This is a genomic window from Corynebacterium glaucum (assembly GCF_002287505.1).
Taxonomy (GTDB): Bacteria; Actinomycetota; Actinomycetes; order Mycobacteriales; family Mycobacteriaceae; genus Corynebacterium; species Corynebacterium glaucum.
Genome location: NZ_CP019688.1, coordinates 900328 through 922407 on the forward strand (window position 1 = coordinate 900328; position 22080 = coordinate 922407).

Annotated in this window: 28 protein-coding genes and 2 pseudogenes; 15 read left to right on the plus strand and 15 right to left on the minus strand. The window is 64.5% G+C overall.

Annotation, left to right across the window (positions count from 1 at the left end; translation table 11 throughout):
- Window positions 1–26 precede the first annotated feature (26 nt).
- Together CGLAU_RS04465 and CGLAU_RS04470 are read left to right on the plus strand one after the other, a co-directional pair.
- The gene (locus tag CGLAU_RS04465) at window positions 27–2261 is read left to right on the plus strand and encodes a copper-translocating P-type ATPase (protein WP_095659651.1); all 2235 of its coding nucleotides are present in this window, start codon (window positions 27–29) and stop codon (window positions 2259–2261) included.
- A 49-nt stretch (window positions 2262–2310) separates the two neighbouring features.
- Complete coding sequence (locus CGLAU_RS04470) at window positions 2311–2997, plus strand: DUF305 domain-containing protein (RefSeq protein WP_095659652.1); 687 nt, start codon at window positions 2311–2313, stop codon at window positions 2995–2997.
- Window positions 2998–3090: 93 nt separating this feature from the next.
- On the opposite strand, the gene CGLAU_RS04475 is transcribed toward CGLAU_RS04470, so the two are convergent.
- The 4 genes from CGLAU_RS04475 to CGLAU_RS04495 form a co-directional block, all read right to left on the minus strand.
- Window positions 3091–3717 carry an ATP synthase subunit B family protein gene (locus tag CGLAU_RS04475; protein WP_198305026.1) on the minus strand — a complete coding sequence of 209 codons (627 nt, stop codon included), beginning with the start codon at window positions 3715–3717 and terminating at the stop codon, window positions 3091–3093.
- A gap of 612 nt (window positions 3718–4329) precedes the next feature.
- The gene (locus CGLAU_RS04485; protein WP_075467705.1) at window positions 4330–4575 is read right to left on the minus strand and encodes a ribbon-helix-helix domain-containing protein; all 246 of its coding nucleotides are present in this window, start codon (window positions 4573–4575) and stop codon (window positions 4330–4332) included.
- A gap of 159 nt (window positions 4576–4734) precedes the next feature.
- Entirely contained in the window at window positions 4735–5175 is a 441-nt protein-coding gene (gene arfB, locus CGLAU_RS04490) for an alternative ribosome rescue aminoacyl-tRNA hydrolase ArfB (protein WP_095661038.1), read from the minus strand.
- Window positions 5176–5259: 84 nt separating this feature from the next.
- Window positions 5260–5751, minus strand: a complete 492-nt coding sequence (locus tag CGLAU_RS04495) for an FUSC family protein (protein ID WP_095659654.1) — start codon at window positions 5749–5751, stop codon at window positions 5260–5262.
- A 156-nt stretch (window positions 5752–5907) separates the two neighbouring features.
- On the opposite strand from CGLAU_RS04495, the gene CGLAU_RS04500 reads away from it, so the two are divergent.
- From CGLAU_RS04500 to CGLAU_RS04510, 4 genes and pseudogenes are all read left to right on the plus strand, one after another.
- Window positions 5908–6747, plus strand: coding sequence for a CPBP family intramembrane glutamic endopeptidase (locus tag CGLAU_RS04500; RefSeq protein WP_095659655.1), 840 nt, complete (start codon window positions 5908–5910; stop codon window positions 6745–6747).
- An 11-nt stretch (window positions 6748–6758) separates the two neighbouring features.
- A pseudogene (locus CGLAU_RS12490) lies at window positions 6759–7157 on the plus strand (chromate transporter); the annotation flags it as partial.
- A gap of 266 nt (window positions 7158–7423) precedes the next feature.
- Window positions 7424–7579, plus strand: a complete 156-nt coding sequence (locus CGLAU_RS12495; protein ID WP_232507245.1) for a hypothetical protein — start codon at window positions 7424–7426, stop codon at window positions 7577–7579.
- Window positions 7580–7665: 86 nt separating this feature from the next.
- Complete coding sequence (locus CGLAU_RS04510) at window positions 7666–8634, plus strand: NAD(P)-binding domain-containing protein (protein WP_095659656.1); 969 nt, start codon at window positions 7666–7668, stop codon at window positions 8632–8634.
- 194 nt (window positions 8635–8828) lie between these two features.
- Here the strand turns inward: CGLAU_RS04510 and CGLAU_RS04515 are convergent, their stop codons facing one another.
- From CGLAU_RS04515 to CGLAU_RS04525, 3 genes are all read right to left on the minus strand, one after another.
- Window positions 8829–10721: a heavy metal translocating P-type ATPase gene (locus CGLAU_RS04515; protein ID WP_095659657.1), complete on the minus strand. Its 1893-nt coding sequence runs from the start codon at window positions 10719–10721 to the stop codon at window positions 8829–8831.
- Window positions 10718–11077, minus strand: coding sequence for a Cd(II)/Pb(II)-sensing metalloregulatory transcriptional regulator CmtR (cmtR, locus tag CGLAU_RS04520; protein WP_070828718.1), 360 nt, complete (start codon window positions 11075–11077; stop codon window positions 10718–10720). Before cmtR ends, CGLAU_RS04515 begins: the two co-directional genes overlap by 4 nt.
- Window positions 11078–11159: 82 nt before the next feature.
- Entirely contained in the window at window positions 11160–11273 is a 114-nt protein-coding gene (locus CGLAU_RS04525) for an alkane 1-monooxygenase (protein ID WP_095659658.1), read from the minus strand.
- Between the two features lie 177 nt (window positions 11274–11450).
- On the opposite strand from CGLAU_RS04525, the pseudogene CGLAU_RS04530 reads away from it, so the two are divergent.
- Window positions 11451–11731, plus strand: a pseudogene (locus CGLAU_RS04530) (type II toxin-antitoxin system RelE/ParE family toxin).
- On the plus strand, window positions 11718–12044 hold the full coding sequence (locus CGLAU_RS04535; RefSeq protein WP_095659659.1) for a HigA family addiction module antitoxin: 327 nt from the start codon (window positions 11718–11720) through the stop codon (window positions 12042–12044). Before CGLAU_RS04530 ends, CGLAU_RS04535 begins: the two are co-directional and overlap by 14 nt.
- A gap of 7 nt (window positions 12045–12051) precedes the next feature.
- On the opposite strand, the gene CGLAU_RS04540 is transcribed toward CGLAU_RS04535, so the two are convergent.
- The 3 genes from CGLAU_RS04540 to relB all read right to left on the minus strand — a co-directional run bounded on the left by CGLAU_RS04540 (window position 12052) and on the right by relB (window position 12995).
- Window positions 12052–12402, minus strand: a complete 351-nt coding sequence (locus tag CGLAU_RS04540; protein WP_095659660.1) for a VOC family protein — start codon at window positions 12400–12402, stop codon at window positions 12052–12054.
- Between the two features lie 109 nt (window positions 12403–12511).
- The gene (locus CGLAU_RS04545) at window positions 12512–12796 is read right to left on the minus strand and encodes a type II toxin-antitoxin system RelE family toxin (protein ID WP_095659661.1); all 285 of its coding nucleotides are present in this window, start codon (window positions 12794–12796) and stop codon (window positions 12512–12514) included.
- Window positions 12783–12995, minus strand: coding sequence for a type II toxin-antitoxin system RelB family antitoxin (gene relB / locus CGLAU_RS04550; protein WP_095659662.1), 213 nt, complete (start codon window positions 12993–12995; stop codon window positions 12783–12785). Before relB ends, CGLAU_RS04545 begins: the two co-directional genes overlap by 14 nt.
- 43 nt (window positions 12996–13038) lie before the next feature.
- Between relB and CGLAU_RS12250 the strand changes: the two genes are divergently transcribed.
- A complete protein-coding gene (locus CGLAU_RS12250; RefSeq protein ID WP_157731263.1) occupies window positions 13039–13260 on the plus strand; it encodes a hypothetical protein in 222 nt (73 codons plus the stop codon).
- Here CGLAU_RS12250 and CGLAU_RS04555 read toward each other — a convergent pair.
- From CGLAU_RS04555 to CGLAU_RS04565, 3 genes are read right to left on the minus strand one after another with little or no spacing between them, the layout of a single operon-like run.
- The gene (locus CGLAU_RS04555) at window positions 13257–14102 is read right to left on the minus strand and encodes an RCC1 domain-containing protein (protein ID WP_095659663.1); all 846 of its coding nucleotides are present in this window, start codon (window positions 14100–14102) and stop codon (window positions 13257–13259) included. The two genes, CGLAU_RS12250 and CGLAU_RS04555, sit on opposite strands and share 4 nt — an antisense overlap.
- Before the next feature lie 6 nt (window positions 14103–14108).
- Complete coding sequence (locus CGLAU_RS04560) at window positions 14109–14699, minus strand: putative glycolipid-binding domain-containing protein (protein WP_095659664.1); 591 nt, start codon at window positions 14697–14699, stop codon at window positions 14109–14111.
- 37 nt (window positions 14700–14736) lie between these two features.
- On the minus strand, window positions 14737–15411 hold the full coding sequence (locus CGLAU_RS04565) for a hypothetical protein (RefSeq protein WP_157731264.1): 675 nt from the start codon (window positions 15409–15411) through the stop codon (window positions 14737–14739).
- A gap of 86 nt (window positions 15412–15497) precedes the next feature.
- Between CGLAU_RS04565 and chrA the strand changes: the two genes are divergently transcribed.
- Window positions 15498–16709, plus strand: a complete 1212-nt coding sequence (gene chrA / locus CGLAU_RS04570) for a chromate efflux transporter (RefSeq protein ID WP_232507198.1) — start codon at window positions 15498–15500, stop codon at window positions 16707–16709.
- Window positions 16710–16795: 86 nt separating this feature from the next.
- On the opposite strand, the gene CGLAU_RS04575 is transcribed toward chrA, so the two are convergent.
- Entirely contained in the window at window positions 16796–17875 is a 1080-nt protein-coding gene (locus CGLAU_RS04575) for a sensor histidine kinase (RefSeq protein ID WP_095659667.1), read from the minus strand.
- The gene (locus tag CGLAU_RS04580) at window positions 17875–18549 is read right to left on the minus strand and encodes a response regulator transcription factor (RefSeq protein ID WP_095659668.1); all 675 of its coding nucleotides are present in this window, start codon (window positions 18547–18549) and stop codon (window positions 17875–17877) included. The genes CGLAU_RS04575 and CGLAU_RS04580 overlap by 1 nt, the downstream gene beginning before the upstream one ends.
- A 77-nt stretch (window positions 18550–18626) precedes the next feature.
- Here CGLAU_RS04580 and CGLAU_RS04585 point away from each other — a divergent pair, with 77 nt between their 5' ends.
- The 5 genes from CGLAU_RS04585 to CGLAU_RS04605 are packed head-to-tail and all read left to right on the plus strand — an operon-like array spanning window position 18627 to window position 22078.
- Window positions 18627–19613 carry a DUF418 domain-containing protein gene (locus tag CGLAU_RS04585; protein WP_232507199.1) on the plus strand — a complete coding sequence of 329 codons (987 nt, stop codon included), beginning with the start codon at window positions 18627–18629 and terminating at the stop codon, window positions 19611–19613.
- Window positions 19510–20376: a trypsin-like serine protease gene (locus CGLAU_RS04590; protein WP_232507200.1), complete on the plus strand. Its 867-nt coding sequence runs from the start codon at window positions 19510–19512 to the stop codon at window positions 20374–20376. Before CGLAU_RS04585 ends, CGLAU_RS04590 begins: the two co-directional genes overlap by 104 nt.
- Before the next feature lie 10 nt (window positions 20377–20386).
- Window positions 20387–21127, plus strand: a complete 741-nt coding sequence (locus tag CGLAU_RS04595) for a DUF429 domain-containing protein (protein ID WP_095659670.1) — start codon at window positions 20387–20389, stop codon at window positions 21125–21127.
- Window positions 21128–21146: 19 nt separating this feature from the next.
- Window positions 21147–21620, plus strand: a complete 474-nt coding sequence (locus CGLAU_RS04600; RefSeq protein WP_232507201.1) for a chromate transporter — start codon at window positions 21147–21149, stop codon at window positions 21618–21620.
- The gene (locus tag CGLAU_RS04605) at window positions 21617–22078 is read left to right on the plus strand and encodes a GNAT family N-acetyltransferase (RefSeq protein WP_095659672.1); all 462 of its coding nucleotides are present in this window, start codon (window positions 21617–21619) and stop codon (window positions 22076–22078) included. The genes CGLAU_RS04600 and CGLAU_RS04605 overlap by 4 nt, the downstream gene beginning before the upstream one ends.
- Window positions 22079–22080: the final 2 nt, after the last annotated feature.

Consider the following 22080-nt stretch of genomic DNA (forward strand, 5'->3'; position numbering starts at 1 on the left):
CGACCGGGTTGAGCGAAAGGAACGTCATGAGCACTCCCCACCATTCCGGTGATCGCCATGGTGATCACCGCGCTCCGGAAACAGACCACACCCACCACCCGGATCATGCCAGCCACGAACACCACGCAGATGCCGACACCCACGGCCAGGCGATGCCCCACGATCACCCGCACTCCGCCCTGGACGAAGATCACCAAGTTCATGGTCACGGCGAACACGCCGGACACAGCACCGCAATGTTTCGGGACCGCTTCTGGTGGTCGCTGATTCTGTCTATTCCCGTCGTTATTTTCAGCCCCATGGTCGCCCAGCTGCTCGGCTACCACCTCCCGGCATTCCCCGGATCCACCTGGATCCCCCCGGTGCTGGGCACGATCATCTTCGTCTACGGCGGAACGCCTTTCCTCAAGGGTGGATGGAAAGAACTGAAATCCCGCCAACCCGGGATGATGCTCCTGATCGCCATGGCCATCACCGTGGCGTTTGTCGCCTCCTGGGTCACCACTCTGGGGCTGGGCGGTTTTGACCTGGACTTCTGGTGGGAGCTGGCTCTGCTGGTGACCATCATGCTGCTGGGCCACTGGCTGGAGATGCGCGCTCTCGGGGCCGCGTCCTCAGCGCTTGACGCGCTGGCTGCCCTGCTGCCGGATGAGGCCGAGAAAGTCATCGACGGGACCACCCGCACCGTCGCCATCTCCGAGCTGGTCGTCGACGACGTCGTGCTGGTGAGGGCCGGTGCCCGGGTGCCGGCCGACGGAACCATCCTCGACGGAGCCGCCGAATTCGATGAGGCGATGATCACCGGCGAATCCCGTCCCGTCTTCCGCGACACCGGTGACAAGGTGGTCGCCGGTACTGTGGCCACCGACAACACCGTCCGTATCCGGGTGGAGGCTACCGGCGGGGACACCGCCCTGGCCGGGATCCAACGCTTGGTTGCCGACGCCCAGGAGTCCTCCTCCCGGGCCCAGGCCCTGGCGGATCGGGCGGCGGCGTTGTTGTTCTGGTTCGCGCTGATCTCCGCTCTGATCACCGCGGTGGTGTGGACCATCATCGGCAGCCCGGACGATGCCGTGGCGCGCACGGTCACGGTGCTGGTCATCGCCTGCCCGCACGCCCTGGGCCTGGCGATTCCGCTGGTCATTGCGATCTCCACCGAGCGGGCCGCGAAATCCGGGGTGCTCATCAAGGACCGGATGGCGCTCGAGCGGATGCGCACCATCGACGTGATGCTCTTCGACAAAACCGGCACCCTGACCGAGGGTGCGCACGCGGTCACCGGTGTCGCGGCAGCTGTCGGCGTCACCGAGGGCGAGCTGCTGGCCCTGGCCGCCGCCGCGGAGGCCGACAGCGAGCACCCCGTGGCCCGCGCCATCGTGGCGGCCGCGGCCGCCCATCCCGAGGCCCCCCTTCGGCAAATCCGTGCAACTGGTTTCAGCGCCGCCTCCGGCCGGGGGGTCCGGGCCACTGTCGATGGCGCTGAGATCCTCGTGGGCGGGCCGAACATGCTGCGCGAGCTCAACCTCACCACCCCGGCCGAGCTCACCGACACCACCAGCGCCTGGACCGGGCGTGGGGCCGGTGTGCTGCATATTGTCCGCGACGGTCAGATCATCGGTGCGGTGGCCGTCGAGGACAAGATCCGCCCCGAATCCCACGCCGCCGTGAAAGCCCTGCAGGACCGCGGGGTGAAGGTCGCGATGATCACCGGTGACGCGCAGCAGGTGGCCCAGGCGGTTGGCCAGGACCTGGGGATCGATGAGGTCTTCGCCGAGGTCCTGCCCCAGGACAAGGACACCAAGGTCACCCAGTTACAGGAGCGTGGCCTGAGCGTGGCCATGGTCGGCGACGGTGTCAACGACGCCCCCGCTCTGACCCGCGCGGAGGTCGGTATCGCCATCGGGGCCGGCACGGATGTGGCCATGGAATCCGCCGGAGTGGTCCTGGCCAGTGATGACCCGCGGGCAGTGCTGTCGATGATTGAGCTCTCGCAGGCCAGCTACCGCAAGATGATCCAGAACCTCATCTGGGCCTCTGGCTACAACATCCTCGCCGTGCCGCTGGCCGCCGGCGTGCTCGCCCCGATCGGGTTCGTGCTGTCTCCGGCCGTGGGCGCGATCTTGATGTCTGCCTCGACCATCGTGGTGGCCCTGAACGCCCAGCTGTTGCGTCGCATTGATCTGGATCCGGCTCACCTGGCTCCGACCGAGTCGAAGGAAGAACACACCACGCCTACTCCGGCATCCACCGCCGTCCACTGATCCACTACTTCTCTCCACTGCCCCCCATATGACCCTGAAAGGCTCCACGATGAAGCGCACGCTTGTTCTTTCCGCTCTCGCCGTGGCCTCCACCCTGGCGCTGACCGCCTGCGGTGAGACCACCGAGTCAGGCAACACCGACGCCACCACCTCGGCCACCAGCACTGCGACGACTACCGCTGAGACGACCGAGACCACCACGGCGACGACTGAGGCGGACGGGGAGATCTCCGCCGATCACAACGACGCGGACATCATGTTTGCCCAGATGATGATCCCCCATCACCAGCAGGCCGTGGAGATGAGTGAGATGCTCCTGGCCAAGGAGGGTATCCCCGCCCAGGTCGTGGAGTTTGCCCAGGGGGTTATTGACGCCCAAGGACCGGAGATTGACCGGATGAACGCCATGCTCGAGGCCTGGGGCCAGCAGCCGGTCACCGACTCTGGGGGCATGGGGACCATGGACGAGATGGGTGGAATGGATCACGGCGAGATGGGTGGCATGAGCGGGATGATGAGCCAGGAGGACATGACAGCCCTTGAGAAAGCCCAGGGCACCGAGGCTGCCCGCCTCTACCTGGAGCAGATGACCGCCCACCACGAAGGTGCGGTCGACATGGCCCGTGACGAGGTTGCTGACGGCCAGAATCCCCATGCGATCACCCTGGCCGAACAAATCATCAACGACCAGGAAGCCGAGATCGCCCAGATGCAGCAGATGCTCGCTGACCTATGACAGGTCCCCGTCTTTTTCTGATCCCGAGGACAGGAATCTGAAAAAGAGGGATAACCGTGACGATTGCGACCTGCTGCGGGCGATGGGTCGTTGTCACCGCAGCGGGTGCACCGGGGTGGATGTTTCTTCTCCCTCTGGTCGCACCACTTCGGCTAGGCCTTCGACGTGCTCCGCCTCCTTGCGTGCGTCGCTGCGAATCTGCTCGGCGTCTTGCTCGGCCTTCTCACAGGCTTCCTGCAATACTCGGTCAGCAACTTTGCGGGCCTGCTCTTCGGCGTTCTGTTGGATACGCTGTGCCTTCTTGAGCTCGTCGGCGTCCTGTTTGCGATCACGTTGCGTCGCGTCCATGTCACGTTGCACGGAGCGTCGCTTCAGTTCGACTTCGCTCTCTCGGTTCGCGAGATCACGCTCCCAGTCTTGCTGCTCAGCGTAGCGGTCCGGGTTCAGTGACTCGTTGTGTCGTTCGGAGACTTCCAGCTCGACCGGGTAACCGAGCGAGTGCATTTGTTCGCGCAGGCCCTTTTGCGCCGTCAGCGTTTTATGTTGTCCAGTGATCTGCTTGCCCTTCTTCGGATCATCCTTGTACCTGTTCGACGGGTCGGTGTTGTACGCAATGCCGGGGCGGCAGCGTAGCTTGTCGGGATCATCGGGATTGGCGGAGAAGGTATCCGCTTGGAACTGGATGTGCAGGTAGCCCTGCACCATGAAAAATATGTACATTGAACGCGCATCCTTCCGTGCCCTGTTGCTTCCCGAGTTGCTAGATATTCCGGGAGCGATAGCGCCATGACCCCATCTTGCGGTACTTCTCTGGATTTACTTGCTGTCTTTAGCGGAAAGGTTTCTTTGCGCCGACACGCCGTGGAGTTCAAGTTCAACGTGTAGTTACGCTTCGGGGCTGCCCACGCAAAACTCGTTGCCTGGGGTGGAGTCGGCCATGACAAAGGCTCCGTAGTCGGTGACGATCTGGCATCCTGTTGCGGCGGATCAGAATTCGCCGAGCTTAGAGGGACCGTTACAGCCGAAATTTATCTGGCTGACAGCGGAGACTGTGTCACACATAGTTCGTATCGAACCTGTCTTCCGATTAGCCGAGAAGGTTCCGGTACTGCTTACGCGCCTTCATTGAATGGATGATTGTCTCCGTTCCGTCATCCCAAAGGAGAACGACGAGCTCAAGTAAGCGCATCGAAGTGTCGAATCCAAGACGGAGCTCTCGTTGAGGATTTTCATCGTCTAGCGGAGCGTGAAATGCGCAGCCTGAGGTCGCCGCGACTATGGAATCTTCGGGCTCAATGCCGTGCTTGGTCGCGCTCCGTCGGACTTCCATCTTTAGATTGCGTTCTTCAAAGCTTCACGGATCGCCTGCGACCGTGACCAACCGTGGGCAGCGGCATACTTGTCGAGGTTCGCAATCTCTTTGGGCGAGAGTCGGATAGAAATCACTTTTGCCGCGTCGTTGTTTCGCGGCTTCCGTCCTCGTCGGCGCAGCGTCTCCACATCGTAACCGTTTTCGGCTTCGGTTACCCACCTGTCAATTTGCGCCTCGCTCACCGGTTGGCCATTAATCGTTTTCATACAAACTAATCGTAATACGGAAATCATTGGAACTTCTAGAGGAAGACGGGTTTTGCCTGAAGTTCGGTGGAGCTCAAATTCAATGTGTGCTTCACCAATGGGCTAGCTGAATGCGGTAACCGACCAAACCCTCGTAACTTTGGCGAAGTTCCACCGAAATCACAGCTGGGGCTTACGCCTCGTCGACTTCAGCTCCGAGCGCCGCTTCTTCGCTTCGAGACGGCGCCGCACCGAGCCGCGCGTCGGCTTCGTTTTCCGCCGCGGAGGAGGCGGTGGGGCGAGCGCCTCCCGCAACAGGGCGGCCATTCGTTCCCGCGCCTCGGCACGGTTGCGGACCTGCGAGCGCTGCGTCGACGCGCTTATGGTGAGCACAGTGCCGTCTAGGCGGTGTTCGAGGTTGTGGAGGGCGCGGCGGCGTTGGGCGTCGGAAAGCGATGCGCATTCCGCGATGTCGATGGAGAGCTGCACCTTGCTGTCGGTGGTGTTGACGCCCTGGCCGCCCGGGCCTGACGCTTTCGCGAACCGCTCCGTCAGATCCGCGGCGACGACAACGAGGCCGCCGGGGATCCCCGGGCCGGGCGCGATGGTCAGGTCCTGCATGCCGTCCACACTACGTTCACCCTGGGGCCGAAGACGAGGCAGCTGGGAAAGGGCTGAGGCGGAGCCCGGCGCAAAACACTTGCGTTAGCGCCGCGGCAGCACGACCTCGGGGCACTTGCGCACGTAGCCGACCGCGCTGACGACGAGCGCCGCGAACACGCCGATGACTGTCTCCGCGGTGCGGGCGAGCAGCATCGGCCAGACGGGGGAGGCCTCGACCGTCTGCACCATCAGCAGGGCGGTCGGGGTGATGAAGCTGGCGGCGATGGTGTAGTTGCGGGTCACGTACATCTCGGTGAGGTACTGCAGAATCACAATCCACACGACGATCTGCCAGCCCTGCATTGGGTGGGACAGCAAAAAGCCGGCTACCGCGATGCCGGTGGGGGTGCCCAGGACGCGCTCGATGGCGCGGTAGTACTGCATCTTGAACCGGGAGTTAACCAGCGGCGCGACGGCGGCGACCATGGCCCAGTAGGAGTGGGTGAGGGGGTCGGAAATCGTCACGGAGATCAACCCCAGGATGCCGGCACGCCGGGCAGGACCCATCTCAAACAGCGGGCTGAAGTGGTGCAACAGGGAACCCCCATACGCGATCCGTGCTCGATTGTGGTTTTCCGCGGGCAGAGTCTAGCGCGGGCGCCGCGCCGGGGCTGATCGACCCGTGAACATATCAACAGACAGGCGTATGATGGCCCGGTTGTTGTAACCGCGAGAAGGAGTTTCGTCACAGTGTCACACGCGGGGGAGTACGCGTTCGCGTCAAGAAACCAACCCAACTACGCCTGGTGGAGGCCGCTCGCCGAAATCGTCGCGGTCGCCGTGCTCACTGTCGCGTTCGTCGCGGTGATTGATGTTTCCCTTGAAGCTGCGGGGGTGGATACGACGAGCGGCGCGGCGGACAAGTACTTCGGGTACGGCTCCGTGGTGGTGGAGATCCTGGCGGTGCTCGTCGCAGTCCGGTTCATCGGGCGCAGGCCGGTTGCGTCGGTGTTCACAGCGCGAACAGGAACGAAACCTTGGGTGCCGTTCGCCGCGTACGCGTTGGCGTTTGTGGTCATCGCCGCCGTCATGGGCGTGGTCGGCGTGGTCGGCTACGGCGCGTCCTGGGACCAAATCATCGGAGATATTCGGAGCGATCTTCCGTTAGAGCTCATCGCTATTCTGCTCGCGGCGCTCGCGGAGGAGATGGCGTTTCGTGGCGTGTTCTTCCAGGCGTTCACGGCGTGGACCAAGCACCCGGCTGTGGGCGCGGCGCTCGCCGCAATCCCGTTCGTGGCGATGCACCCGCAGGCGTACGGCTCACCGGTTCCCTTCGCCCATTATTTCCTTGACGCGCTGCTCTACGCGCTTTTGGTGTGGGCGTTCAACAGCCTCTGGGTCGCGGTTGCGGTGCACGCGGCGTGGAACACCTTCGGCTCGGTCCAAGCCCTGGGAATCCCGAATTCGGCTGCGAGCGTCGTGGCGGCATTCGCGGCTGCTGCGGCGGCTTCCGCCGTGGTGATTGCAGTGCTACCCCGCGCCGCGTCGGGTCACACGCGGGCACCTGCTCAGCGTGGCGCCGACCGCTAGCCTCACATCTTGTGCTTGAGGTATTACACGTATTCACCCGCCTTGGCCTAACGTCGTTTGGCGGACCGACGGCGCATTTGGGGTACTTCCGTGAGGGATTCGTCGAGAGGCGAAAGTGGCTCTCAGACGACGAATACGCGCACCTCGTCGCGTTATGCCAGTTCATGCCGGGCCCCGCATCGAGCCAGGTCGGCATGGCAATCGGCCTGAAGCGTGCGGGATACGGTGGCACGCTCGCGGCGTTTGTGGGTTTCACGCTGCCGAGCGTGGTCCTCATGGTCGCGTTCGCGCTCGGGGTGGCGCGCCTCGGCGACATCTCGGACGCCGGCTGGCTCGCGGGGTTCAAGGCGACGGCGGTCGCAGTCGTCGCGCTCGCCGCCTTCCTTATCGTGCTACTCGTGCCGCACCCCGCGGCCCAGGTCGGTATGATCGTTGCGGGCATGCTCGTGGCCACCTTCGCACTTTCGCCTATCGACGCCCCTTCGGCCCCCAGCCGCACCGTCGACGTGGGCGCGCTCGCTGTGTTCGCGGCCCTGCTGGCACTGCTGCCGCTGGTAGGACGCATGGGCACGAGCTGGGGCATCTTCGACAGGTTCTACCGCTCCGGCGCCCTGGTGTTCGGCGGTGGGCACGTGGTGCTGCCGCTGCTAGAGCAGGCCACGGTGCCGCCCAGGCGATGCCGGGCCCGCTGTTTACTTTCGCCTCCTTCCTGGGCGCCTCTGCGCAGGGCGTGCACTGGTTGTGGGGTGCGGCCCTGGCCACGGTGGCGATCTTCCTGCCGGCGGCGCTGCTGGTGCGTCGACACGCCGTCGAGTTCAAATTCAACGTATAGCGAGGCAACGGTTGTGGAGGGTAAGCTCGCGGAGACACAACTGGGTGGGCATTTGCCCGATGTGGTGATTACGGAGAGATGATCGATTGGCTGAGCATCACACGGCCATCGTCGTCGGTGGTGGCCAGTCCGGCCTAGCCACGGCATACTACCTGCGACGCTACGAAGTGGACTTCTTGATCTTGGACAACCAAGAGGAACCCGGCGGAGCGTGGTTGCACACGTGGCCTTCACTGACGCTTTTCTCCGCCGCGGAGTTTTCCAATCTGCCCGGCTGGCCGATGCCGCAGTACCCGGGGTACCCGCCGGCAAGCCATGTCATCGACTACCTCGAACGCTACGAACAACGGTACGACCTCCCGGTTAGGCGCCCAGTGCACGTTCGCAGCGTGTCCCATGAGGGAGGGGTGTTCCACTTAGATTCGACCGTTGGTCAATTCACAGCGGAGCACGTTGTCGCGGCCACAGGCACGTGGTCCGCGCCCTTCGTGCCCCACTATCCCGGTACCTTCCGCGGACACCAGTCGCATTCGGCGACCTACCCGGGCCCCGAACCATTCCGCGGCGCGAAGGTCGCGGTGGTCGGTGGGGCGAACTCGGGTGCCCAGATCGCCGCTGACCTCATCGAGACGTCGGAGGTCACATGGTTCACACGTGAGCGGCCGCGCTGGATGCCTGATGATGTCGATGGCCGCGATCTCTTTCTCCGCAGCCGCCGGCGAATTCTCGGTGGCGATTCCGGCCCGAACCTCGGGGACATTGTCGCGCTTCCTCATCTACGTGAGCTCCGCAACTCCGGTCAGCTCACCGCTACGCCCATCTTCGATAGCTTGAGCGAGCTCGACCATGACCACCTAATCTGGTGCACTGGTTTCCGTCCGGCCCTCGGCCCATTCCGCCATCTCATGCGCGGCCGCGAAACCACGGTGAAGAATCTGCATCTAGTCGGTTACGGCAACTGGACCGGCGACGGCTCGGCAACGCTGATGGGTGTGGGGCCCTTTGCCAAACACACTGCCCAGGTAATCGCGGGCCGTGTCGATGAAGCTCGGTAGCAAAAGTTTTGAGATGACGCTTGGTCCCTGAGCAGCTCGATCCTTCCAGGATCCGCGTTGGAGAGCCAGCGCGCTCGGTCCACGAATTCGAGTAGCGCTCCGGCCAGGCGACGAAGGGCCAAGCGGTCGAGTACGATCCCGATTCCGCGGAGGCGGACCGTGACTCGACTGACGTGTCTGGGCGAAGGTGTGTCTCAGCGCTTCGCTTGCGCAGCCCGCAGGCCGTTCAAAATCACGATGACTTCGGCGACCTCGTGAACCAACACGACGGCAGCCAGGCCCAGCACGCCGCTGATTGCCAGCGGCATCAACACGATGATGATGGCCAGAGACAGCACGATGTTTTGGTTAATGATCCTGCTGCCTCGGCGGGCGTGTTGCAGTGCCTGCGGGATCAGCCGGAGGTCGTGGCCGGTGAAGGCGACGTCAGCGGACTCGATCGCGGCGTCAGAGCCGGTCGCTCCCATCGCGATGCCCACCGTTGCGCCCGCCAGTGCCGGAGCGTCGTTGATGCCGTCGCCGATCATCGCCGTCGGCGTCTTGGAGGAAAGTTCTGCGACGATGCTTGCCTTGTCCTCTGGGCGCAGCTCGGCGCGCACGTCGTCGATTCCGGCGATTGCAGCCAGCGCCCGGGCGGTGCGAGTGTTGTCACCGGTTAGCATGCTCACTTCCACGCCGTTGGCGTGCAGGGTCTGTACGGCTTCGGGTACCTCGGGCCGCAGCTCGTCGCGGACCCCAATCGCCCCGGCGAGGGCGCCATCGACGGTGACCAGGACGCAGGTCTGGCCCTCGGACTCCATGCGCTCGACGTCTGCTTTCAACGGCCCGGCGTTGATCCACCGGGGGCTGCCCACCAGCACCCGTCGACCTTCGACGGTGCCGCTGATGCCGTGTCCGGCTTCCTCGCTGATGTCCAGGGCGGCGGGCGCTTCGGGCCCCGCTGCCGCGATCGCCGCGGCGAGGGGGTGCGTCGATTGCTGCTCAACTGCCGCCGCGAAGGCAAGCACCTGCGCCTGATCGAATCCCCCTGCCGGGACCACGCCGGTAACCTCGGGCTGGTTGCGGGTCAGGGTTCCGGTCTTGTCCACCGCCAAGTGACGGATGCCGCCGAGCCGCTCGAACGCCGCGCCGGACTTGATGACCACGCCAAACTGGCTGGCCGCGCCGATCGCGGCCACGACCGTCAGCGGCACGGAGATTGCCAGCGCGCACGGCGACGCTGCGACCAGAACCACCAACGCACGCGTGATCCACGTCTCGGGGTCGCCCAGCAGCGAGCCGATCACGCCGACCAGCACCGCCAGGATCATCACTCCGGGCACTAGGGGTTGGGCAATCCGGTCGGCGATCCGGGCGCGGTCGCCCTTTTCCGCTTGCGCCTGCTCGACCAGGTCCACGAGTGTGGTCAGTGAGTTGTCCGTTCCAGCTGCGGTCGTTTCGACCTCCAGCACACCGGCGGAGTTGATCGCTCCCGCGGGCACCTCGTCGCCGGGCGCGACCTCCTCCGGAATGGATTCTCCGGTGATCGCTGAGGTGTCAAGGCTGGAGCGCCCAGACCGAATGATGCCGTCCGTGGCGATCCGCTCCCCGGGGCGCACGAGCATCAGCTCGCCAGCCACGAGGTCCTTCGCTGCGACCTCGACCGCTGTGCCGTCGCGCAGCACCGTCGCGGTCTGCGGTACCAACTTCAACAGTGCCCGCAGTCCGCCCTGGGCCCGGTCCATCGCCTTGTCTTCCAGTGCCTCGGCGATCGAGTACAGGAACGCTAGCGCCGCGGCCTCTCCGACGTAACCGAGGATCACCGCGCCGACCGCGCTGATCGTCATCAGCAAGCCAATGCCGAGCTTGCGCTTCGTGACAAGGTTCCGTATTGCGCCGGGCGCGAAGGTATACGCCCCTAGCAGCAGGCCGACCCAGAACAGTACTGTTGCGGGTGTCTCCAGCCCGGTCCAGTCCAGCGCCAGGCCTATGCAGAGGGCTACGCCGGAGAAGATTGGCAGTAGCAACTCGGGGTCCTTCCACCATGGCCGATCGAGCTCTTCGATCTCCTTGGCGGGTTCGTGTTCGCACCCACACGCCGAGCTCATGCGTCCGCTCCCTTCTCGCCGCAGCCGGGCACGGAGCACTCAGGGTCGATGCAGGGGGCGTTTTCGTCGACAGCCAACGTCGCGTTCACCAGCGCGTCGAGCGCTGCCGCGAGGTGCGGATCGGCGATTTCGTAGCGGGTCTTGCGGCCCTCTGGCTCGGCGACGACGATGCCGCAGTCGCGCAGGCAGGTCAGGTGGTTCGAGACGTTCGAGCGGGTTAGGTCCAGGTCGCGCGAAAGCACGGCCGGGTAGCTCGGGCCATCAAGTAGGGTCATCAGGATTCTGGAACGCGTCGGATCCGCCATGGCCCGGCCGAGCCGGTTCATGACGTCGAGGCGTGAAGCAATAGTCAGCATGTGCTGAACTATACAGTAGTCACTGAACTATTCAAGATTGGCTGAACTGCCATGAACGCGAAGAGCCTGTGACCTGCAGGAACTAGCCGATGGGGTAGCCGGTGACTGGGCCTTCGCGGTTCGGCTGGCACCCCAAGGCGGGGGCGACGCGGGTGGCGAAGTTCTCCAGAATCTTCACGTTGGCGTCCACGCCCATCCCGCAAAACCTATGCGTGTTTCCGTGCGCCCCATATGTTCTCTGTGTAATGACGCAAATTACTGTTTTTTGATTGTTGCAGGCTAACGAGAAAGTAACTTTGCAACGACATACCGTGGAGTTCAAATTTAACGTGTAGCGTTATTGACGCTTCGCGTTATGGGGGTAGGGTGAAGCATGATCCAGTCGTTCGCTGATAAGGACACTGAACGTCTTTGGAACCGAGAACGGGTGCGTTCAATCGATTCGCGCATTCCTCGGTGGCATTGCGGAAGCTACGCCAGCTTGGGTACGTGCAGAGCCTCGACGAGCTGCGAATTCCCCCGGGGAACCGTCTCGAGGCCCTGAAAGGCGATCGGCGGGGTCAGTACAGTATTCGAATCAACGACCAGTGGCGGAACTGCTTCCGATGGACTGCAGCTGGGCCAGAGGAGGTTGAGACCGTTGACTACCACTGACAAGCTGCCCCCAGTGCACCCGGGGGAAATCCTGATGGCGGATTTCCTCAAGGAGATGGGCATTACCCAGCACAAGCTCGCGGTCTCCATTGGTGTTCCCCCTCGTCGGATTAACGAGATTGTTCATGGAAAGCGTGCGATCACCGCTGATACGGCGCTTCGTTTGGCGAAGTTTTTCGGGATGAGCCCGCAGTTCTGGCTTGGGTTGCAGGCCCAGTACGACCTGGACGTGGCAGAGGACAAGATCCTCACCGAGATCGAGAATATTCGGCCGCTCCAAAGTGTTTCGCGTAGCGGTGGAGTTCAAATCTAACGTGTAGCTAGGCTTCGGGGCTGCCCACGCAGAACTCGTTGCCTTCAGGATCCTGCATAACCGTCCATACGAGTCCCGGTGCCTTGTGAGTGCCGAGTTCCGTCGCACCCAGCCCCTTCAGGCGCTGAACGATCGCTTCGCGGTCGGCTCCACCGCCGTCGATATGCATGCGGTTTTTCCCTGGCGTGGGGTCCTCGACGCGCTGGAAGCCCAGCGCCGGAGTGGAGTCGACCATGACGAAGTCCCCGTAGTCGGCAGCGATCTCGCAGCCAGTTGCGGCGGACCAGAACTCAGCGAGCTTAGAGGGATCGTGGCAGTCGAAGGTGATCTGGCGGATGGCGAAGTCGGTATTGTTCATAGCCCCCATTCTGGGCGCGTGGCGCCGCACCTGCAATAGTCCGGCATTTGCGGCTACCGCGTTTTGGCCATCCAGACGTTCCAATCTGCCTCGAAGGTAGGCGGGATTATCAGCCGTAGATTTTGTCGTGTCGCCCTATCGAGAAGACCTCGATGGTTACAGTCTTGTCCTGGATCAGCGCCAGGATGCGGTAGGACCCAACACGGTATCGCCATTCGCCTGAACGATTCGCCGAGAGTCCTTTTCCAAATGCTCGCGGATCTGTACACCCATCCAGGTTGTTTTTGATCCAAGTGGCGAGGATACTCGCATCGAAACGATCCATCTTCTGCAGCTGCTTGCGCGCGTTACTGGTCAGTTCGACGCGATAGGTTCTCTGGTTACCTGAGTTCACTCAGAACCTCGTCGATACTGAACCGCTCGCCTGAGTCATCCGCGATCGCTTGCCGCAGCGCCTGCAGGTCATGGGTATCCTCAATCTTTTCGAGGATCGCGGATCGAGCGAAGGCGGAAATCGTCACCCCCTCGAAACTTGCGAATCTGCGTACAAGTTCCGCATCCTCGTCCGGCATTCGAATGGTCATTGTGGCCATGATTCCTCCCTACCCGTTCTGAATACAACGTATTCTGCCGGAGGTGTCTAGTGCAAGCGCATCGGCGCGAAGTGGAGTCCAACAAGCTTTCAGCGCTCACCGGGCCCGCCCCCACGACCCACTTGTCGCTGCTCGAGCCGATCGGGCAGTCATGCTTGTCGACGGCGTCGTGCGCGACAATCTGCCTCTAGACACCTACTCGGGGGACGACGACGGAGCACGGCTAAACCAGGTCAGCGAGTTGATGCACGCCCACGGGATTTAACGCCCCACGCCTTCAGTACCCAGGCGCCATCCGCTGGTTTCCAACTGACCGTGCCGATTGTCGCCGACGCCGACCACTGTGCCGTCGATAAGTACTCCGAGCGTGAAGGCACTGCCCGCAGCGACGGCGACGACCTGACGCCAATGGCTGACGTCGCATTGACCGTGATCGTTGTTGCCTGCGGCGAGGACTGTGCTTGCCGAGGTCAATCCCACCGTGTGGTAGCTTCCAGCTGCAACGGCGATGATGTTCTCCCAGTCCTGACAACCCTGCCAGTACGCACTGGCACCGGCGCCCAGCACCCGGCCCTCGGCGGTGAGCCCGACCGTGTGGAGATACGCTGCCGACACCGAGGTGAGGTTTTCCCAGCTGGAGACGTTGCATTGCCCGCGCGAGTTGTTACCAGCCGCGACCGCAGTCCCGTCGGTGCGACGGCCCACGATGTGCCAATCACCCGCCGCGACTTGGGCGATGTCGCTCCACTCTGTGAGCTCGGTTGGGTCAAACTTGCCGGCGCAGACTGTGGCTCCGTCCCGAGTAGCTCCAACGCTGAATCGCCAGCCTGCGGCGATGGAGATGATGTCATGCCAAGCATCGACATCGCATTGGTCGAAACGGTTCCAGCCAGCGGCGACTACTGTGCCATCGGTTTGCAACCCAAGCGTGTGCGAGTGCTTGGTGTTGCTTGCGAGGTGCACGGCATTCGCGCTCACCGATGCGATGTCGCACCACGTTGCGACATCGCTTTGCCCGTGGAAGTTCGCACCAGCGGCGACGACGTTACCGTCGGACAAGACTCCCACCGCGTGGCTGGCACCCGCCGCTACGAGATTACGGTCCAAGGGGTTCTAGATGCGCCGGGCCATGTCTGGATATGCGATGACCACGCCATCGTGGTCCACCTCGAGCTCGACGTCGACGCCTCTGGTGCCGCTTCGGTAGTGCACGGTGTCCTGGTCGATGGAGCCGTAGTACTGGTCTGAGGCGATGATCTGAAGCGAAGGCATGTCGATCCACGCCATGATCAGCTGTGTATCCGGCACGGAGTCGGTGAGCAGGTTCAGCCGCCGGATCGGCATGGTGTTGGTCATCGGGCAGAGGCCGAGGTCGCAGTCCAGCGCATCGCTGAGATCAACCCCGTCAACGATGCCAGGGGAGGGGAGATCAGCGGGTTGCTCGCCGGAGACGGTGGTGTCGCTTGACCACTCGCCGTCATCGTTTCGGGTGAGCTCCAGCGTCCGTGTCCAGCCGTTACCTTGCACTTCCACGGTAACGCGCCGGGTGATCCACCCATCGGCAGCGTCCAGGGTCCACGTTGCGCGGTACCCGTTGCCGTACTGCGTGCCGGTGGCGGTCAATCCGTCGTCAGTGAATGCGACCTCCGCGACGTTTCTGATGTTGGGGTCGTCCCAGTGCTCCCAGGTGTATGTCTGCGTCATGGGAACGAGACTAATGATTCAGAGACCAACGGCGCTGTCACAGGAAGCCGGAAGCGACGGCCACTCCCAACGCGATGACGGCGACGATGCCGCCCAGAGCACCGAAGATAATCCCGATCTTGCCGCCGGTGGATTGGTCTTTGTACTTCAGCGGAGCGTAGCGCTGCCCGCTCGCTTGCAACGCTTGGTTGATCTCGCGGTCGAGGTTGAACCCATCGATGCGGCGCTTGACCAACTGGCCCGTCTCGTCGCGCTCGAGTTCCCACGCGAAGCTGGCACCAGCGATGCGTCGCTGGAACCCGGACATGAAGTGGCTGACTTGCTCCCCGTCGGTCTCGACACCCTGGCTAGTCATGCGGTCTTCGCGAACGAACCCGTCCGGCTTCTCGTGCATGATCACGGTGTGGTGCTGATCGGAGACCGCCACGCGTTCCTCGTCGTTGCTCAGCTGATTGTCATCGTAAGACTGAATCACGACGCTCGTCGGGGTGGTGGACACGATGTACGGAGTGCCGCGCAGCCGCGATGCGAGTTCGCTTGCCAGTGCAACGACTCGGGGACCGCCCTGATTGAATTCGGGGCCGGCGACACCGGGATCGCTCGGTGGACGTTCGGTGACGTCGTTGGCGGACCCCAGGACGAAAAATCCCACGGCAACAACGACGGCGGCGACGACAAAGATGAGGAGGATGAACCCGTAAATCCATGCCATGGGATCAGATCGTAATCCGTGTACCGGCATTGCGAAGCGCAACGTTCGGACGGCAGCTCGCCAGCAACGTCCGTAAGGTAGCGGGCGTGTTTGAAGTCCTCGCCGTGTTTTTCCGCCTCGGTCTGACCTCGTTTGGCGGCCCGACCGCGCACCTCGGATACTTCCGCGACGAGTTTGTGGAGCGCAGGAAGTGGATGACCGAGGAGGAATACGCCGACCTCGTCGCCCTGTGCCAGTTCATGCCGGGACCCGCTTCCAGCCAGGTGGGCATGGCGATCGGACTCAAGCGCGCCGGGTATGCAGGCATGCTCGCGGCGTGGATCGGGTTCACCATGCCGTCGGTGATCCTCATGGTGGCGTTCGCACTCGGGGTCGCCCGCCTCGGCGACATCTCGGATGCCGGCTGGCTCGCAGGGCTCAAAGCAGCAGCGGTGGCCGTTGTCGCACAGGCAGTCATGGGCATGAGCAAGAGCATTATTATCGACGCCTGGCGCGCCGCCATCGCACTCGGTGCCTTCCTCGTGGTGCTCCTGGTGCCCAACCCGTTCACACAGGTAGGAGTGATTGCCGCAGGCATGGTTGCCGGCATGCTGTTGTTCGGCCGTAAGCGGAACAGCGAGGACGCCGCCGACGACGTGCCAGCGCCGACCGAGCCAGCGGTAACCCAAATCCGCGCCCAATCCAAAACTCAGTCCCGCACCGTGGGTGCCGCCGCGCTCGCAGCGTTCGGGGCGCTGCTCGTCTTCCTACCGATGATCGCGGGCGCAGCACGCAACACCAGCCTTGACATGTTCGACAGCTTCTACCGCGCCGGCGCGCTCGTCTTCGGCGGCGGCCACGTGGTCCTGCCACTGCTTGAGCAGGCCACAGTGCCCACCGGCTTGGTGGATCACGATTCTTTCCTCGCCGGCTACGGCGCCGCCCAAGCGGTGCCGGGCCCGCTGTTCACCTTTGCGTCCTACCTCGGCGCATCCGCAGAGGGTGTGCCGTGGCTCTGGGGCGCCACGATCGCAACGGTTGCGATCTTCCTGCCTGCTGCGCTGCTGGTCATCGGCATCATGCCGTTCTGGGACCGGCTGCGCCAGCACCCGATGGCCGCCTCCGCCCTCGCCGGCGCGAACGCCGCGGTGGTCGGCATCCTCGCCGCCGCGCTCTACAACCCCGTCTTCACCGCGGGCGTTACGGGCCCGGTGACGATGGCGATCGCAGCGTCAGCGTTTGTGGCGCTTCACATGTGGAAAGTGCCGCCGTGGGTCGTGGTCGTCGCCGCTGCCGTCGTCGGGGGAGTAGTGGCGTAATGGAGCCGCAGGAGCCCTAGCCCAGGAAGGCCTTATCCGAAAGCGTCGCGCCCTTGATCTTGGCCCCGGGAAATCGAACATGCGCACTAAAGGTGCAGTGTGGCGGTCACACCTCCCTGCGGGCGCGCTTCGAGCGCGAGTGATCCACCATGGGCTGCGGCGATGGCCTGCACAAGCGCGACGCCAAGGCCGTGGCCACCCTTGCTGTGGCCGCGCTGGCGAGCACGGGCGAATGGTTCGGTCAGGGTCGCAACCTCTGCGGGGTCGAGCACCTCGCCGCCGTTGGTCACGGTGAGCGCGGCACCGCCGTCGCCGGCGGCCCGGAGGCGCAGCGCTGCCGTGCCCGCCGCGCCGTGCTGCACGGCGTTGCGGGCGAGGTTGTCCACCGCGTGGCGTACAAGGTCGCGGTCCCCGGTGACGGTCACGTTCTCCGCGATGTCGGCAGGAATACCGCGTTCTTGCGCCACCGCGCTGCACAGCGCGGAGAGGTCTACCTGTTCCGCGGCGATCTTGGCACCGCCCTCGAGTTCCGCGAGGCTGAGCAGGGACGCAGTGGTGCGCGCGTTGCGGGAGTTCACCTCGCGGATGCGCGTGAGCCCCGCACGCAGGTCCGCGGCGCTCGCGTCCGGGTCGGCGAGGGCGACATCTGCCACCGTCTGGATGGTGGTGATTGGGGTGTTCAGCTCGTGTGATGCGTTGGCGGCGAAGCGGCGCTGCGCGGCGATGGAAGCAGCGAGGGTGTCCAACATGGTGTTTAGCGCGCTGGCCAGTTCGGCAGCCTCGTCGTCGGCTCCGGTGTGCTCGATGCGCCTGGTCAGGTCGCCGCGGGTGATGTCGCCCGCAGCGTCGGCAATGGTGCGTAATGGGCGGATGACGAGGCCTGCCACCCACCAGCCGATGAGTCCACTCAGCGCGGTGAGCACGGCGAGGCCGCCGAGAGAGCTGAGAAGCACCACGCGGAGGATCTCCCGCGTGATGGGCACGGCCGCGTCGATGACGGCGGTGCCGGGGGCGCCGTCGATCCCATTAGCGCCGAGCACTGCCTGGAACGGCACCGGGGTGAACCGCAGGTAGGCGTACACGATCCCGATCAGCGCGAGACCCACGCCGAGCACCGTGAGCACGAACATCACGGTGATGCGGGCGCGCAGGCTGAGTGTGCGCATCACTGGCCCTCGTCCGCCACGTAGTAGCCGGCGCCGGTCACGGTGTGCACAATCCACGGGTCGCCAAGTTTGCGGCGCAGGTGGGACACGGTCACGCGCGGGGAGTTGGTGAACGGATCAGCGTTGGCATCCCACGCTTCCGCGAGGAGTTCCTCGGCGGAGATGACACCGCCGTCGGCAGCCATGAGCACCTCGAGCACGGCGAATTCTTTCGGGGAGAGCGTGATTGGCTGCCCGCCGCGGGTGACCTGCTTGCGGAAGGTGTCTAGGCGCACGTCGCCGCAGCGGTAGACCTCGCCGCGCTGCGGGGCGTTGCGCCGCGCAAGCGCTTCGATGCGGGCTATAAGCTCGGGCAACTCGAAGGGTTTGGGCAAATAATCGTCGGCACCCAGCGAGAAGCCCTCCAGCCTGGCATCGAGCGTGCCCGACGCAGTCAGCATGATCACGCGCGTTGCCAGGTGCGTATCGACGATCTCCTGGCACACCGCATCGCCGTGCACCACCGGCAAGTCGCGGTCCAGCACCACAACGTCTGGGGCGAGCTCGAACACCTTATCCAGCGCCTCCTGGCCGTCGAACGCAAGCGAAACGTCCATGCCTGCGCGGGTCAGCGCCGTGCCGACTGCCTCGGCCAAATACTCCTCGTCGTCCACTACGAGCACACGGATTGTCATGGGAAAACATGGTATCGGCGGCGGTGTTGCAGCGCCGTTAACGCGATCGCAACATCGCCGGTTCTACTCTCGGCGCCATGCAGTCGCGAAACCCAAGCCGTATCACCGGCATCGACGTGGCCAGGGCAGTGGCGCTGATGGGGATGTTCTTTTCCCACCTCACATTTCCCGACGGCATCGCCGGCCAGCTGATCTACGGTTTCCCCTCGGCGCTGTTCGCCTTCGTGGCGGGCGTGTCCATGTCTCTCATGGCATCCAAGGGGGCCACCCCAGCGCACTTCATCGTGCGCGGCGTGGCGCTCAGCGCGCTGCACCCGCTGCTCGCTTTTGTGCCAACCAACATCTACATCGTGCTGGGCACTCTCGGTGTCTGCATGATCGTGCTCGCCTGGGCCCCGAAGTGGGACTCGCGGTGGCTTGCGGCGCTCACCGTGCCGCTGGCCGTCCTGTCCGCGTTCCAGGTGATCCCGGCGATGTACTCGCCGGCGATGTGGGCGGTGCTCATGATCGCCGGCATGCTGTTCCACCGCCACGTGATGGGTAACGTCGCGCGGCTCGCAGTCGGCGCAGTGACGGGCTTGGCGGCCATCGCCGGCGTGATCGCCGTGCGCTGGTACGTGCCGCTGCACTGGTTCTTCGACGCTGACGGCCACACGGGCGGTCTCGTGGACGTGGTGGGCAGCACTGCGGCATCGGTCGGCATCACTGCGTCGTGCTGCCTCATCGCGCAGCCCTGGCAGCGGGTGATGCCGCGGATGGGAGCGATGCCGCTCACGCTGTACTGCCTGCATGTCGTCACCTCCCCGTTCATCGGCATCTGGCCGACGCTCATCGGTTCCGCCGTAATGGCCACGCTGTGGCTGCAGTACTTCCCCCGCGGCCCGCTTGAGGAGGGCCTGAGGCGAGTTGTCGCATTCGGCGCAAGCGAGATCAACACCAAATTTTCAAAGGAGTCAATGTATGGACGCAAAGCAATCGACAGGCCTGACGCTCGCAGCGATGGTGCTGGTCGCGGTCGCAGCCCCCTCGGCGCTCGCGATGGAGAGCGACACCTTCGCGGGTGACACCGACGAGGCCGGCACCGTGGTCTCCGTGCGCGTCGAGGACAAGGACCCGGCCGACGGCGTGTGCACGGGCACCGCCATCGGCGAGCACTGGGTGATCACCGCCCGCCACTGCGTTGAGGCAGCGAAGAAGCTCGGCGGCTCCGTGCGTACCGGCCAGGGCGAGGAGCAGAAGGTTTACGACGTGGACCGCTGGGAAATCGCCCCGCGCGGCGACATCGCGCTCGCACACACGGTGCAGCCGATGCAGCTTAAGCACTTTGCCGAGGTTAGTGACACGGTGCCCTCCGGCGACGTGCACCTCTATGGCTGGTCCAGCGACGGCTCCGGCGGCTCCACCACGCTCCCGTCCGCAGACGGCAAGGTCGAGGGCGAGTCCCCGCTGGCGCTGTTCGAGGCGCCCTCCGCGCTGCAGGTGACTCTGCAAAACGGCGCGCGCATCCAGCCGGGCGATTCCGGCGGCGCGATCTTTGAGGGCGGCAAGGTCGCCGCCATCATGTCCGCGGGCCTTTTCGAGGACCCGGACAACCCGAAAGAGGAGGAGCTGACCAGCAACGGCGCTGTCGCCGTCGCGCCGGTGGCGGACCAGGTGGAGTGGATCCGCGAGACCATCGCGCAGGCGGAGGCCAACCCGGCCGACACCATGCGGCAGAACGGCGATAACGGCCTGTGGTGGAAGGTCGCCGCCGGCGCGGGTGTCCTCGTGCTGCTCGCAGCGCTCGCCATGGCCGCGGCGCGCTACCGGAAGGCGCCGCTCGACTAAGCGCGGTGTAATGGCAGGCGTGACACTGTTTTCCGGCATCGACCTCGCCGCCGACCCCGCCAAGACCGGCATCGCGTCGATCCACGTCCGTGGCGCAGGGCTCACGCTTACCGACGCTTCTTTAGGAGCCTCCGACACCGACGTAGCCCGCACGGTCGGGGTTGCGGAGCTCACCGGCATCGACATCCCCCTGGGGTGGCCGCGTGGGTTCCGGGAGGTCATCAACGCCCACGCGGCGGGTGCGTTGCCGCCGCCAGCCAGCACCGGCCCAGACTGGCGGCGCGGGCTAGCAAACCGTTTCACAGACCTGGAGGTGCGACGCATCGCTGGCGTCGTCCCGCTGTCCGTCGCCGCCGACAGGATCGCCCATCCCGCTTTGCGCTGGATGGGCATCGAGGCGCGCTTGCGTGCCGACGGTCTCCCCACGAACCGTGACGGATCTGGTCGCGTTGCCGAGGTCTACCCGGCGGCTGCGCTGAAGATGTGGGGGCTGCCGCACCGCGGCTACAAGGGGGATGACGCGGCGGGCAGGATCGCAATCATGGCGGGGCTCGCCAGCCGGTTCGACATTGACTGGGCGGGGTTTGCAACTACCGTCGAGAAAAGCGCGGACGTGCTCGACGCGGTGATTGCAGCGCTTGTCGCACACGAGGTGCGGGCTGGGCGCTGCTTGCCGATACCTGCGGATAACGCGGATCTTGTCGCCGAAGAGGGCTGGATCTGGGTCCCACGCGACACGGAGAAGAGTTAGAAAATCCCGTAGTTGAGTGGTGCCCGGGGGCCACGTCGTCCTTCCGCTGCTCGAGCAGGCCACCGTGCCCACCGGCATGGTGGACCACGATTCTTTCCTCGCTGGCTACGGCGCCGCCCAAGCGGTGCCGGGCCCGCTGTTCACCTTTGCGTCCTACCTCGGCGCATCCGCAGAGGGTGTGCCGTGGCTCTGGGGCGCCACGATCGCAACGGTTGCGATCTTCCTGCCTGCTGCGCTGCTGGTCATCGGCATCATGCCGTTCTGGGACCGGCTGCGCCAGCACCCGATGGCCGCCTCCGCCCTCGCCGGCGCGAACGCCGCGGTGGTCGGCATCCTCGCCGCCGCGCTCTACAACCCCGTCTTCACCGCGGGCATCCACGGCCCCGGCACCATGGGTGTCGCGGCCGCCGCGTTCGTCGCGCTGCAGTCGTTCAAACTGCCCGCGTGGGCTGTGGTGATCGCCGCTGCACTCGTCGGCGGGATCGCGCTATGATCCCTGTCTTCACGGCTGGCGAGGGCGACGGGGGAGTCGTCGCAAAGCTTCTGCGCAAATTCAACACGGAGTTCGACACTCCCGCGCCGCCGCAGGACATCCTCGCTCGTAGTTTTGAGGAGCTTTTGAAGCTTGACGACGTCATCGTCATCCTCGCCGGACACGATCGGGCTTCAGGATTCGCGTACCTGACGCTGCGCCCCACCCCGTATTTCGAGGGGCCGCTGGCCCAGCTCGAAGAGCTGTATGTGGCGCCTGAGCTGCGCGGTCAGGGGATTGGCACCGCGATGATAACGCGGATGGTGGAGCTGCTTCGCGAGCGCGGATGCGAAGAGATCCACATCAACGTCGACGAGCCGGACGTGGACGCGCGCAGGTTCTACGAGCGCCACGGGTTCTCGAACTTCGAGGCTGGGGAGGATTACCGCATGCTCTGCTACATTCGCGAGCTGGGCTAAGC